At 63.5% G+C, this 13,566-nt stretch carries 13 protein-coding genes; 8 read left to right on the forward strand and 5 right to left on the reverse strand.

Annotated elements, in window-relative coordinates; translation table 11 throughout:
- Positions 1-14: 14 nt before the first annotated feature.
- Both MKI88_RS06310 and MKI88_RS06315 read right to left on the reverse strand, forming a co-directional pair.
- Positions 15-812, reverse strand: coding sequence for a universal stress protein (locus tag MKI88_RS06310; protein ID WP_241630110.1), 798 nt, complete (start codon positions 810-812; stop codon positions 15-17).
- Positions 813-926: 114 nt separating this feature from the next.
- Positions 927-1,952: an Acg family FMN-binding oxidoreductase gene (locus MKI88_RS06315; RefSeq protein WP_241630111.1), complete on the reverse strand. Its 1,026-nt coding sequence runs from the start codon at positions 1,950-1,952 to the stop codon at positions 927-929.
- A 145-nt stretch (positions 1,953-2,097) separates the two neighbouring features.
- On the opposite strand from MKI88_RS06315, the gene MKI88_RS06320 reads away from it, so the two are divergent.
- Positions 2,098-3,087: a zinc-dependent alcohol dehydrogenase family protein gene (locus MKI88_RS06320; protein WP_241630112.1), complete on the forward strand. Its 990-nt coding sequence runs from the start codon at positions 2,098-2,100 to the stop codon at positions 3,085-3,087.
- A gap of 130 nt (positions 3,088-3,217) precedes the next feature.
- On the forward strand, positions 3,218-3,727 hold the full coding sequence (locus MKI88_RS06325; protein ID WP_241630113.1) for an Hsp20/alpha crystallin family protein: 510 nt from the start codon (positions 3,218-3,220) through the stop codon (positions 3,725-3,727).
- A gap of 203 nt (positions 3,728-3,930) precedes the next feature.
- Here MKI88_RS06325 and MKI88_RS06330 read toward each other — a convergent pair whose 3' ends face one another.
- Positions 3,931-4,680, reverse strand: coding sequence for a protein-L-isoaspartate(D-aspartate) O-methyltransferase (locus MKI88_RS06330; protein WP_241630114.1), 750 nt, complete (start codon positions 4,678-4,680; stop codon positions 3,931-3,933).
- Complete coding sequence (locus tag MKI88_RS06335; RefSeq protein ID WP_241630115.1) at positions 4,677-6,047, reverse strand: APC family permease; 1,371 nt, start codon at positions 6,045-6,047, stop codon at positions 4,677-4,679. The genes MKI88_RS06330 and MKI88_RS06335 overlap by 4 nt, the downstream gene beginning before the upstream one ends.
- 455 nt (positions 6,048-6,502) lie before the next feature.
- Here MKI88_RS06335 and MKI88_RS06340 point away from each other — a divergent pair, with 455 nt between their 5' ends.
- The 5 genes from MKI88_RS06340 to MKI88_RS06360 all read left to right on the forward strand — a co-directional run bounded on the left by MKI88_RS06340 (position 6,503) and on the right by MKI88_RS06360 (position 12,105).
- On the forward strand, positions 6,503-6,703 hold the full coding sequence (locus MKI88_RS06340) for a hypothetical protein (RefSeq protein WP_241630169.1): 201 nt from the start codon (positions 6,503-6,505) through the stop codon (positions 6,701-6,703).
- 192 nt (positions 6,704-6,895) lie between these two features.
- Complete coding sequence (gene dinB, locus MKI88_RS06345; RefSeq protein WP_241630116.1) at positions 6,896-7,969, forward strand: DNA polymerase IV; 1,074 nt, start codon at positions 6,896-6,898, stop codon at positions 7,967-7,969.
- Between the two features lie 292 nt (positions 7,970-8,261).
- A complete protein-coding gene (locus tag MKI88_RS06350; protein ID WP_241630117.1) occupies positions 8,262-9,962 on the forward strand; it encodes a toll/interleukin-1 receptor domain-containing protein in 1,701 nt (566 codons plus the stop codon).
- Positions 9,963-10,559, forward strand: coding sequence for a hypothetical protein (locus MKI88_RS06355; protein WP_241630118.1), 597 nt, complete (start codon positions 9,963-9,965; stop codon positions 10,557-10,559).
- A 25-nt stretch (positions 10,560-10,584) separates the two neighbouring features.
- Positions 10,585-12,105, forward strand: coding sequence for a TRAFs-binding domain-containing protein (locus tag MKI88_RS06360; RefSeq protein WP_241630119.1), 1,521 nt, complete (start codon positions 10,585-10,587; stop codon positions 12,103-12,105).
- On the opposite strand, the gene MKI88_RS06365 is transcribed toward MKI88_RS06360, so the two are convergent.
- Positions 12,073-12,726, reverse strand: a complete 654-nt coding sequence (locus MKI88_RS06365) for a Crp/Fnr family transcriptional regulator (protein WP_241630120.1) — start codon at positions 12,724-12,726, stop codon at positions 12,073-12,075. The genes MKI88_RS06360 and MKI88_RS06365 overlap by 33 nt on opposite strands.
- Before the next feature lie 458 nt (positions 12,727-13,184).
- Between MKI88_RS06365 and MKI88_RS06370 the strand changes: the two genes are divergently transcribed.
- Entirely contained in the window at positions 13,185-13,445 is a 261-nt protein-coding gene (locus MKI88_RS06370) for a hypothetical protein (protein WP_241630121.1), read from the forward strand.
- The last annotated feature ends 121 nt before the right edge of the window (positions 13,446-13,566 follow it).

Genomic DNA, 13,566 nt, shown 5'->3' on the forward strand with positions numbered 1-13,566 from the left:
CGCGACGGCGCCACCTAGTGCGCGAGGAAGAGCGGGAAGGCGTCGCGGTTCAGCAAGGCCTGCGCTACGCTTCCGAAAAATGCCCGACCCAGTGCGGAATGGCCAGCCGCGCCGAGCACGATCAGTCCGGAGCAATGCTCGGCCGCCGCGCCGACGAGCACATGGGCGATCGGTGCGCTCTCGGGGAGCACGTCCCCGCTCGCGGAAACGCCCTCCCGCTGCAGATAGTCGATAGCTGCGCTGAGCGGGAGCTCGGGATCATGGCCGATCGAAACGAGCTTGATCGCGCGCGAGCACCGCAGCACGGGCACGGCGGCGCGTAGCGCACGGCTCGCGGAGAACGACCCGTCCCAGGCCACGAGAATGGGCGCATGTGGATCAAATGGGTCGAACTCGGTCGGCACCGCAAGAATGGGACAAGGGGATTGACGGGTCATCGCATCAGGCAGTCCGCCATAATCGCGCATATCATCGATCGAGACCACGCACAGGTCGGCGAGCCTGGCATGAAGCATCAGGCGCTGCCCCCGATCACCGATATCGCGCCGCCATTCCACGGTCTTCGTCGAACCGAACAGTTCCTGCACGCATTCGCGCGAGATGTCGGCTGCGACCTGCGCAGGCGCCAGCTTGTCCTCCAGTTCGGTTTCGCGAAGTTCGGCGCCGAGCAACGCGCTGGCGAGCATCGCGGGTTCCTCAATCGTCTGCAGCGCGGTGATCCGCGCGCGGACCGACTTTGAAAGGATGCTGGCCGCCTGGACGCGGGCGGCGAGCCAGCGGTCATTATGTGCGTCGAGAAGAATCGATTTCATGATCGGCCCTTTCGCAAGACAGGGACCCAGATTCGCCGCACGGCAGCGCGCACGCTATAGGTAAGCTTCCCTAACCGGTCGGCGCAGAGCGGGGCCGAGCCGTATCGCAAGCCACTAGCCCCCAATTACGAGACGCACTTCGCGCCTGCCCGAGGGAGGCACTTTCGGGCCTCGGCCGAAGCGCATCAAAAGCTGTGGAATGCGACGCGAACCCACGATCGCGCCTAGCCCGGCTCTGAGTTCAGGGATCTCGACTGGCTGGTTCAGAAATGCTGCCTGAAGGCCAGCTGCGGTCGCTTCGAGCAATATGTCCGCGAGCGCCATTCCCGTACGCAGCCAGTTGGCCGGCCCGTCCTGATCGGTGAAAAGAAGCGCAAGAACAGGCGAACCAGCAACCAGCTGACGGTCGCGCGCAGCGATGCCCGCGCCGAGATCGAAGGTGCGGATCACCGCAGCGGCCGCCCCCGACAGATTGTCCCTGTACCCGAAACTTGCAATCGACATTCCATCGCCGTCAGGGGCATGTCCCGGCCGCAGCCACTGGGCCAGCTCGGCGCGGAAGGCCGGATTCTGCATCTGTAGTTGATCGGCCTTTGCGACAAGTTCAGCGATTGCTTCGCGGTCGCCTGTCGTGTTTGCATAGACAAGCGTCGCGTGACGATGCGCTGCCAGCCGCTGCAGGGTGGCAAGAGTCTCGATCGGAATCTCGTTTGTGGCAAAGGCCGTGCGGGTCGTGCGCCGATCGGGAATGGCCCTGAAGCGCCGCGCTTCGGCAGCGTCTGGCGCGCGACGCGAGCCGAGCCGCAACCTCGCCAGCAGATCGGGATGTCCGCCCGCCGGCAGCAGTTCTATCGCCCCTTCATAGCCGAAGTTCCGCGCGGCGAGCTGCGCGATGCCAAGCGCGGCACCGCACGAGATCACGAGCTCGCGGTCCTCGGGGTCGCACACTGGAAGCGCGCGGCCACGATCGGCGAAGAGTTCGAGCGAGTCACCCCGCACGCGGAAGAGCCAGGGCTGCGTATTGTGCGTCGAAGGCGCAAGTACGGCGTAACGCACAAGAAACTCGAGCTGAACGCTTGCCGGGCCGGTCACGGGATAGGCGCTGTGGTCGACGGACCATGCTGTCGTCATTTCAGCCATTGAAGCGGCCCCTGATCGCATATCTGTTCCACATAGCGCGGGCGGCACATTGGCATGATACGTAGTTGTCCGAATGGCGCGCATAGCCGCGCGCTAGGGACTATTACGAAGCGACCGCGTCCGGGACGCATGTCAGGATCGTGCCATGGAAACCTGTCGAGCCATGTTGCTTGAGCAGCCACACACACCATTGCGGCTCATCGAACGCGCGGTCCCGGCGCCAGGGCCTGGCGAGGTGCTGATAAAGGTTTCGGCATGCGGCGTATGCCGCACCGATCTCCATGTGGTCGATGGCGAGATTCCGGCGCGCTCCCCTATCGTTCCAGGGCATGAGATCGTCGGGCGGGTTGAGGCGCTCGGGGAGGGCGTCGGGTCCTTCTCGATCGGAGACAGAATTGGCATTCCCTGGCTTGGCTGGACTTGCGGAACCTGCAGCTATTGCAGCTCCGGTCGCGAGAATTTGTGCGATCGCCCGGAATTCACGGGATGCACGCGCGACGGTGGCTATGCGACCCATGCAGTCGCCGATGCCCGCTACTGCTTCGCGCTTCCCACAGGCCTCACCGATGTCGAGGCCGCGCCCCTGCTCTGCGCCGGACTGATCGGCTGGCGCGCGCTGTCTATGGCGGGCGAAGGGCGCGTGATCGGCCTTTATGGCTTCGGGGCTGCGGCCCATATCATCGCGCAGGTGGCGGCATGGCAGGGACGAGAGGTTTACGCGTTCACGCGTCCCGCCGATGCCGATGCCCGGCAGCTGGCACTGAAACTTGGCTGCACCTGGGCGGGATCTTCCGAAGAGTCTGCGCCGCAGCCCCTCGACGCCGCGATCATCTTTGCCCCGGTGGGCGCGCTCGTGCCCCAGGCGCTCCGGCAAGTGCGCAAGGGCGGACGCGTGGTGTGTGCCGGTATCCATATGAGCGACATCCCGTCCTTTCCCTATGCCGATCTGTGGGGCGAACGGACGATCCTGTCGGTCGCCAATCTCACCCGCGCCGACGGACATGCCTTTTTCCAGGTGGCGATGAAGGCGGGCGTTCGGCCGGTGACCCAGCGCTTCGCACTGGGCGAGGCAAATGAGGCGCTGGAGCGCCTGCGCGAAGGGCGGCTAAGCGGTGCCGCGGTGATCGTACCCTAAGGGACATTCCGAATAGAAGCGGTGGTGCACCCTTTCCTAGAATCGCACCGACACGATCGCTCAGACCGGGCGTGATGTGCCCGTGTCCCCGGCGCCGTTGTCCGCATGCAGACGTGAAGGAGAGCTGGAAATGACCGATACCAAAACCCGTGTCCCCGCCAGGGTACGGACGGGGACGTCCCTGTTCGACCTGGCCAGCCAGATGACCGAACCGATGGGCTGGCTGCGCAGCGAAATCGACCGGATTTTCGACGATTTCGGCCGGCCGCAGCGCGGCGCCTTTGCGTTCGGGGGCCCCGATCTGCCACCCGTGCCCGCGCTCGAGCTGAGCGAGACCGAGAAGGAATATCGCCTGACCGCCGAGCTGCCGGGCCTGTCCGAGCAGGATATCGACATCAGTCTTGCGGATGGCGTCCTCACCATCTCGGGCGAGAAAAAGGAAGAGAAGGAGGAAAAGGAAGGCGGCTTCCTTCTGCGTGAACGCCGCTATGGCGCGTTCCGGCGCCAGCTCGCGGTTCCGCCCGACGTCGATGCCGAAGGTATTTCGGCCGAGGTGAAGGATGGTGTCCTCAAGCTCACGCTCGCCAAGGACAAGAAGGCGGAAGTCCGTACGCGCAAGATCGCGGTCAGGAAGGGGTGAGCGATCGGATCATGTCCGCCTGGTCAGCGGGCGGGCATGATCCGCCGACGTCGCTGGTGAAAGCAGCGCGTTGCGCCTGCGGCAAACAGGTCGGGTACTGCCTTCGATGGACCACACGGCTTCACGCCGGGCGGTGAGGTCATCATCGGCCCATCGCTCAGCACAGGATGCGCGACCATCGAGGGATCGCCCGCCAGCGCCATTCAGCTCCGTATCTTGCGCGTCAGCGGTACGAAGCGCACCGCGATCACGAATCGCTCGACCGTTTTGCCGCGCGCGTCCTTGGTGATCAGCATCAGCCGCTGGGTGGAATGTGATGGTCCGACAGGAATCACCATTCGCCCGCCCGGCTTCAGCTGATCCAGCAGCGGCTTGGGAACATGCGGAGCGCCGGCTGTGACGATGATACCGTCAAACGGCGCATGTTCGGGCCATCCGGCATAGCCGTCGCCATGCCTGACGGCGATATTGGCATAGCCCAGGCGGGTGAGCGTCGCCGCCGCCTGCCGCGCCAGAGGCTCGACGATCTCGATCGAATACACCCGGCCAACAAGACGCGAGAGTATTGCCGCCTGATAGCCGGAGCCTGTCCCGACCTCCAGCATCACCTCTCCCTTTTTCGGGCGGAGCAGGTGCGTCATCAGCGCGATCAACGACGGCTGCGAGATCGTCTGGCCTTCGCCGATCGGCAGCGGATAATCCTGATAGGCTTCGGCGCGCTGGTCAGTCGGAACGAACAGGTGCCGTGGAACTGCGCGCATCGCGGCGAGCACCCCGGGGTTGGCGCTTTCGCCAATCGGGCGACCATAGTTTCTGATCGCGTCCACGAGGCGCGCGCGTTCTGCGGCGAAGCGCCGTTGCTGCTCCGGTTCTCCGGCGGCGTGTGTCTCGGTCGGTGGCAGCGGTGTGATGGCGACGAAAAGGATGGCGAACAGCGCCTCGAGCCGTTTCATGATGCGTTCTCCTGTGGGGCCGATCGCCGATCGACAAACGGAAGCATCAGCGCACCGGCAGCCACGACGACTGCACCGACAAGGGCGCCGGTGCCGGTATAGGCAAGGCTTGAGTATAGGAGACAGGCGCTTGTGAGGCAGAAGAGCGCGGGTATGACAGGGTAAAGCGGAACCCGGAATGGCCGCTCGATCTCGGGTTCGCGCCGCCTGAGCACGAACAGCGCCAGCCCAACTGCCAGAAAGAAGAGCCAGAAGGCCGGCGCGGTATATTCGACCGCCAGCCGGAAGCCGTCTCGCGCGAAAGCACCGAACCCCACCAACAGCAGCGCCGCGCCGCCCTGAACGAGCAGTGCGTTGGCCGGCGTCCCCTTTTCTGACTGCCAGCGGCCGAGAAAGACGAGGCGCGGGAAGTCCCGGCCAAGCGCAAAGGCCGAACGTGCGCCGGTGAATGCGGTCGCGTTCGCCGATGTGAGCGCGGCTACGGCCACTGCGACGCTAATGATCGCCGCCCCGGCGGGACCCCAGGCCAGTCGCAACAGATCGGCCGCCACCGCATGCGATGCGGCCGTGCCGGCGAGACCCAGTGCACGCAGATAAGCGAGATTTACGAGCAGGTAGATCACGGTGATCAGGGCGAGGCTGCCGATGAGCACCGGTACGATGCGTCGCCGCGCGTCGCGCAACTCGGCCGAGAGATAGGCGGACTCGTTCCAGCCCCCATAGGTCAGCAGAACGAACACCAGCATGAGTCCGAGCGAGGATTCGTGCGGGAGCGGTGTCGCCGCCACGGACTTCGGGGCAATCAACAGCCCTGCGGCGATCACCAGCCCGAGCCCGAGCAGTTCTGCCGCGGTCAACCAGAGTTGCGTGCGGCATCCATGCGTGACGCCCGCCCAGTTGATCGCGGTGACCGCGGTCACCGCTGCTGCGGCATGGATAGACGCCGAATGAAGCCCCAGCGGGAGGATCTCGGTGGCGTAGTCGCCATAGACATAGGCGAGCAGCGCCAGCGACCCGGTCTGGATGATCGTCAGCCTCGACCAGCCGTACAGAAAGGCGAACCGGCGCCCGAAGGCCCGTCTGAGGAAATGATATTCACCCCCGGCGTGCGGAAAGGTCGAAGCCAGTTCCGCGTAGCACAACGCGCCGACCATCGAGATCGCGCCGCCGAGCAGCCAGGCGAGCAGCATCGTCTCGCCGTCGGGCGATTGTGCGGCGACAAGCGGCGGCGTCCGGTAGATCCCGGCGCCGACCACGACGCCGACCGTCAGGGCCACGGCTTCGCGGACCCCGAAGCTGGGTCGGGGAGACGCGTTGCGGTCGGATCGCCCTGGCCGCCTTCTGCCGAAGCCGTGCTTCGCAGCCATGCGCGTGCATTCCTGAGCCTTGCAGGCCGAACTCACTCGGGATGATTTACACCCATATCCCGAGGATTGGGGTGGTACCGGATGAGGGATTCGAACCCCCGACCCGACGGCCGCGTTTAACACCTCGCGAAAGCCGCAGAAATCTGCGGATTTTTTGAAGTCTATTAGGAGGTGAGGTCGATCGTCAAGCGAATCGATGGCACAAATCGTGACACAGGGCGCAATTTCGTAGGCTGGCGATCTTTCGAACATCTATGCGCTTGACGAGGCGCCCAAGGTGACCTCAAAAAGCCGTCTCGCGACCAGCCTTTCGTTCCCTGCGACGAGAATTTATTCTTCAAGACAATGCGTACTGAGCGGGCTTCAATTCGTACATCGCTTGGTGAATGGCGCGCGCTTGCAGGCGCATGGCGCGACGCTGGACATGGCCGCCCGAGCATCGCTATCGGCGCCTGATGAGTATCACAGCAACAATCATGAACACCGCAACCGGTCAGCCCATTCAGACCATGAAGTTTGGTCGCATGCCGAAGCCCTGGATCTCTTTCAATCTGGAGACCGGAGAGCTGGTCACGGCTGAACGCATCGATGTTGGCAAACCCGCGCCGGGCAAATTTGTCGTGCCCGTCTCGATCTGGGTGACGCCCAAAAAATAGATAATGCGTCTATTTCGGGGGCGGATTTCGAACCTTTCCTGCAAGCGGCACAAAGCAAACCGCAGTCTGTCTGGATCGGGATTGTATACCGGCTCGACATGATTCTCGCCGACGACGCCTCGGTGCATTGACGCGAGCGCATCCAATATCCCATTTGGATGCGCCAGACTGTTGGTCTACGAAAACGCCGCCATGACCGTGCGCAAGATCATTCATATCGACATGGATGCCTTTTTCGCCTCGGTGGAGCAGCGCGACAATCCGGCGTTGCGCGGCAAGCCAGTGGCTGTCGGTGGAGGGAGCGCGCGCGGCGTGGTGGCTGCAGCCAGCTATGAGGCGCGCGCGTTCGGGGTTCGATCGGCAATGGCGTCCGTGACCGCGCGGCGTAAATGCCCGGACCTCGTTTTCGTCCCCCCACGCTTCGACGTCTATCGGGCAGTATCGCGGCAGGTGCATGAAATATTCGCCGGCTATACCGATCTAATAGAGCCGCTCTCGCTCGACGAGGCCTATCTGGACGTTACCGACGACCGCCAGGGCCTTGGATCCGCAACCGCGATCGCAGAGGAGATCAGAAGGCGAATCAAGGCGGAAACGGCACTCACCGCGTCCGCGGGTGTCTCCTACAACAAATTTATCGCAAAGCTGGCCTCGGACCAGAACAAGCCGGACGGCATCTGCGTGATAACGCCGGCCAGGGGAGCCGGGTTCGTCGCCTCGCTCCCCATAGGCAGATTTCGCGGTGTCGGACCGGTTACGCGCAGGAAGATGGAAAATCTTGGGATCAGGACCGGTGCCGATCTACGTGCCCTCAGCCTTGCCTTTCTGGCCGAGAATTTCGGAAGCAGCGCCGAATATTTCCACCTGGCAGCACAGGGCATCGACAACCGGCCAGTGACACCCGACAGGCCCTTGAAGTCGGTTGGCGCAGAGACGACCTTCGAGACCGACCTCATGACCAGGGCGTCGGTCCATGAGGCACTCGGACCAATACTCGACGGGCTGATGCGTCGCATCGAACGCGCGGGAGCACGGGGAAGGACTGTCGTCCTCAAGGTACGCTATGCCGATTTTCGACTGATCACGCGCTCGCGCACGCTGAGCACCGCGTTTGGTGAACGCGACTCGATCGCCCATGTGGCGGCCGGCCTTGTGGACAGTCTGGAAAAGGTCGAGCCGGGGATCAGGCTGCTCGGGCTGACAGTCACGAACCTCGTCACCAATGAGCCGCGCATGCTGGCGGAGCAGCAAGCGCTGCCACTGTGACCCTGCTCTGGGTAAAGCCCGCGATGACGCTGCCAGTGATGAGAACGGCCATGGTCGGGGTGAGCGGCCCGTTGCTGGCGGAATTGGAGGAGCCTCGCCGAAAGACCGTCGGTCGGCAGGCCCGGGCGCTCGCACAGCGGCGGGAGAGCGGTTCCGCCATTGTCTCAACAGGACGTTCCAAAGCTGACTCAGTGTGAAGATCAGAAGTCGTTGCGATCAATGATAGATATGGTGGCTCGAGCTTGCTAACCACGCGGGCCTTGGGCCAGCGGAGCGATCTATGGAAGAGGCGATGGAGACCGCAGCATATGTCGCCTTTCTCAGCTACAGCCACAAGGACGTCCGCCGGGCTCGCTGGTTGCAGCGGCGAATCGAAGGCTATCGACTGCCCAGAGGCCTGACACTAAAGGACGGCACGAACCGCCTGGGCCCTGTATTTCGCGATCAGGACGAACTGGCCGCAGCGAGCGATCTTTCCCAGAGCGTTAAGGACGGCATTGCGCGTTCGGGGGTTATGGTGGTCCTTTGCTCACCTTCAGCAGCTGCCTCGCTTTGGGTCGACAAGGAAATCCGCCTGTTCCGACAGGTCCATCCGGATCGTCCGATCCTTGCCGCGATTGTCGAGGGCGACCCCGCCCATGCTTTTCCTGCCGCGCTGATCGAGGGGGCTGAGCCCCTTGCTGCCGATCTGCGCCCGCAAGGCGACGGCGCGCGACTGGGAACGCTCAAGCTGATCGCGGGTCTTGCCGACATAAGGCTGGACCGCCTCGTGCAACGCGACGCGCAAAGACGGATCCGCCGCGTGACGGCCATCACGGTCTTGTCGCTCATTGTCGCGCTAGGCTTCATCGCGCTGTCGCTCTTCGCCTGGCAGGCCCAGCGCGAGGCCGAGAGGCAGCGAGCAGAAGCCGAGGGGATCGTCGAGTTCATGCTGACGGATTTGCGACAGCGACTGCGCAGCGTCGGCCGGCTCGATGCGCTCATGACGGTCAACGAACGGGCGATGAACTATTACAAGGGACAGGGCGATCTGGATCGCCTGCCAGACGAGAGCCTCGAACGCCGCGCCCGCATTCTCCACGCCATGGGCGAGGACGACATCGCCCGTGGCGACCTGGGCGCGGCATTGCAGAAGTTCAGGGAAGCGCACCGGACGACCGAGGCGATCCTCGAAAATGCGCCCGACGATCCCGAGCGGATCTTCAACCATGCGCAGAGCGAATTCTGGATCGGCCAGATCGACCAGCTCGAAGAGCGGGCCGAAGCAGCGCTCGGTCATTACCGCGCCTATCTGTACTGGGCGCGCAGACTGGTGGAGCTCGAGCCCGAACGATCGCGCAGCTTCATGGAGGCGGGCTATGCGCTCAGCAACATCGCGGCCGTCCAGTGGCAATTCCAGAAGAACCATGCGCAGGCGATCAGAAACTACCAGATGTCGCTCGACTGGTTCCTGAAATCGCAGGCAGCGGACCCAAGGTCGCTTAACGCCCGCATGGAGGTCGCTGAACGCCATGCCCGGATTTCGGACGTCCAGTTCGATCGACGCGATTTTGATGCGGCGCGCTGGCACCGGCTTCGTCACCTGGCACTTCTCGAGCCGCTCAGGCGCGAGGACCCCGACAATGGGGACCTCGCCTATGACACGCTCGTTGCGACCCGCGCGCTTGCCCGCATTGCATTTGAAAGCGGCGAACTCGACGAGGCTGCGACCCTGGTTGCGCAAGCGGAAACGCAGGCGGAGAGCCTGCGCGCGCGCGATCCCGAAAACCAGTTCTGGTTCGAACAGCATTTGCGTGTCCTCATGGACGCGGCCGAGGTGGCACGTGCCCGGCACAACCCGTCCGAAGTCGCGCGACTGACCGGTCAGGCGCGGGAGTTTCTCAGCCAGACCCGTTCGGGATCAGCGGCGGACCCGGCATTTCGAGCGGAGTCCATCGTGAGACTGGATGCAATCACCCGTTCAGGCACAGATCTTTCAAAAAAGGGGGAATGAATGACTTACGGAGACAGTGTCCGCCTGCCCGGTCCGGGCAATGCCATCAAGCATGTCGCACTTCTCTACATCGGCGTGGAAGAAGGCATATGGACCGTCAATCGTTGGTTCGCGCCGATCGGCGAGGGGGGGCTCAAGGCGACCGAAGAAAGGCTGCTCGAGCTCGCCCAGTCGGACGATCCGTCGCGCCATCCCGAATTCCAGGGCTATGGCTTCGAGAACATCCGTTTCGTGGAATATATGTGCTTTTTCACGACCGTACTCCATGCGCCTGGCTACAGCTTTCATGACGGCAAGGGTACAGATCCGATCTGGTTTCTGGAAAAGAAGGAGAATTCCTCGCTGCCGCCGCCGCCGGCGCCTGTTGCCCCCAACAAGAGCTTTTATGACCTCGAAGAGGTGTCAGTCGGCGGGTTTCCGGCGCTGCGCTGTCGCAACTACATGTGCAACGGCTATACCGGGGAGCCGCTGAAGGAAGGCGAGACGCAGGGGTTCATCTTCAACCTCTATATTCACGCGCACTATGCTCAGGGCGGTGGCGCAGGCGTCGTGCTCGCCATCGATCCGGACGGGATGAGCAGCGGTCCGCGCAAGTAAATCGGGTGGCGCCCCGATGAGCGATATGAAACAAGACCAGGGCATGGACTTATCGCGGCTCAATGGCATCACGCGACTGGCGCGCGCAGGGGCGCTCGAACAGGCCTTGATCCTGTTTCGTGCTCAAGGTCTTGACGCGCGCCTTGATGATCCGGAGGTGCTCACGGTCCATGGACGTTTGCTCAAGGACCGCGCCGCTCGTGTACGTGGCGAGGCCCGCGAAGCTTTGCTGAGCGAGGCGATCGCTGCCTATGAGCGGGCATCGCACATGGCCCGCGCAACCTATCCGCTCATCAATGCAGCAACGCTCGCGCTCCTTGCCGGGCGGCGGGAGCGTTCGCGTCAGCTGGCGGTTGAGACGCTGGAGCTGATAGATGGCGGCGATTGCGCGCCAGAAACCCCCTATTGGCTCGATGCCACAAGGGCCGAGGCATTGCTGCTGCTAGAGCGCAGGGAGGAGGCCGACGCCATTCTCGCTCAGGCGATCCGGGGTCAGGCGGAGGCATGGGAGGATCACGCCTCGACGCTGCGCCAGTTCGCGATGATCTCGAACGAAATGGGATGGGATGCCGCCTGGCTAGACCACTATCGCCCGCCGCCTTCACTGCATTTCGAAGGCATAATGGGAATTGCCGGGGATGATGCGAAGGCGCGGGGGGCGATTGCTGCAAGCCTCCAGGACATTGGTCCGGCCAATGTGGTGGGCGCGCTCGCGGCGGGTGCCGACATATTGGTGGCCGAAGAGGCACTTCGCCTTGGCGGACACCTTCATGCGGTGCTGCCGTGCCCGGCGGAGCTGTTCATCGAGTCATCCGTCGTGCCCTACGGCGCAGCCTGGGAAGCGCGCTTCCAGCGTCTCATGGAAGAAGCTGCCTCGGTCCTGATCCTCGATGACTGGCAACCGCTCAGCCAGGCATCGGTTTCAATCGCGCGTCAGGCGGCAATGGGGCTTGCGATCCGCGAAGCTCGGCGCCTGCAATCCTCGGCCATTGCAATTCGCGTCGAGGCAGTGGGTGAGGATGGCCAGTGCGAAGGTGAAGCCGACTGGAGCCGTCACGGGCGCGAGGTACGCCATGTTGCGGTCGAGCGAAGCAATATCAGCCGGGCGACTCTCCCGGCTACCGCACGGGCTACCGCGCTGCTGACGTTACCTCTCGAACTGGCAGTCGCGTTGCCCGGTGAGAGCATGCGCCTGGCCGAGCATGACGGCTATGTCGTTTATGGCAACGTCTCGCTCACTGATACCGCGCGCCTGGCCCAGGTCCTTGCCTCGCGGCATCCGGATGCGCGGCTGGGGCTCGACTATCGTGCCGTGTCGGGTGCGCAGGTCGCCGGACGCTTTGAGCGCTGCCTCGCCCTCGCCTCCTCGGATGTCGGGGGGGCGCTCGCGCTCAGTGAGCCGGCTGCGCTCGCGCTTTCGCTCCAAATACCTTCAGCCAATGTGGAGCCCATGGGGAGCATCCGCAGTGCTGTTGGAGATTTGCCTGTTTACGGCCTTTTCCCCGATCCGGTGTCAGGCGATGAGCTCGGCGAGCAGCCTGGGTGAAATGATCTCGAGCGCCGCGTCGGATCGATCAATTATTCCGCGTCGAACAAGGTGTGCGATCGCCCGCGATGTCGTCTCGCGCGTCGTGTGAACGGTGAGCGCGAGCGCCGAGAGAACCGGGGGTGGTTCGATACGGTTGGAGGCGTCTGCGAGCCGGAGCAATTCAGCATAGACGCGACCCGTCGCGCTGAGCGTTGTTCTTGCCGCCATGCGATCGAGCAGAACATCGAGCTGTCTTGCGAGAAGCAGCGACAGGCCGTGCGCGATCTCTGCATTGCGACGTGCGAGATCGACGAGGATTCCCGTCTCGATCGAAAGCAGCCTGAGCGCGCCCAACGCGACGATGTCCGCACGGAGCGGCGCGGGCTCGGGATAGCTTCCGAAGATCTCGCCAGGGCCATAGGAGGCGAGAAGGGTAAGCTGGCCATCGGACGAATTGATCTGTGCCTGGGCGACACCGTCGACCACCAGCCAGCAATGGCGCGCCACGTCGCCTTGACCGGCAACCACGTGCTTGCCGGGCACACTCAGCTCCCGGACGGCGGTGCCAAGCGCGACCGCGGCATCGTGACGGCAGGAAAATACCGATTCTATTACGGCCAGCCGTTCCGCTTCGAGCAAGCTGTCACCCCCAGCAAATATTTGCCGACCCACCCAATATTCAGGGGCGGATGCTGTCAACCGTTCTCGTGGGGCGACGCCATAAGGAAAAGCGGCCCGGCGAACGCGAGGTTCGCCGGGCCTGAGTTATTTCGGAAATCAGATGGAATATCTGATCCCCTCGGGTCGCGCCTTGTGAATAGGACACGGGATCGGAAATGCGCGTGACCGCCATCACGCAGAGCAATTTATTTCTCAGCTAACAGCGTAGCCGCCATGCGCTGGATGCGGGCAAGCAAAGGAAATCCGCGCAGGCGATGGCCGTTCGTGTCGAAAGCATGAGCGGCCCCTGCCATCGGAGTCGAGCCATGGACGCATGCGGTCTTTTCCGTGCCGCTTCCGGGTCAGCCGATTGCAGGCGGCCGAGCTGTGAGACGCTCTTGAGACGCGCGCCGGTGCCTTTAGCCTATGGCCTGAACATGCGCATCGGCCACCCGGCCGCCCGCGTTGCCGAAACAACAGTGCAATTTGCGCAATTTCGGGATTCGCACTCAAGGAAAATCACCCGATTCATCCGCAATGGTGCAAGTTGTTGTGATATTGAAGCGATACAGGCGAGTTCAGGCGGCGCCTTGGCGGCGAGCGGAAAAGGCTACGAAAAGGGGTGGCTGGATGTCGGGAAAGGGCACGAGCCGGGGCCGATGTCCGTTTTCGGGACGCTTGCATGCGAACGCCTCTGATCCAATTGCGAGCGGCCAGGATTTGGGGCAGGGCGCCTGGTGCAGCACAATCGTGCAGCCCGGTCCCGTCCCGTCTGACCCGGTCGGCCACGGGGCCGGCATTGCACCTCGCAGCACTGCA

Source organism: Sphingomonas sp. LaA6.9, assembly GCF_022601895.1.
GTDB lineage: Bacteria > Pseudomonadota > Alphaproteobacteria > Sphingomonadales > Sphingomonadaceae > Sphingobium_A.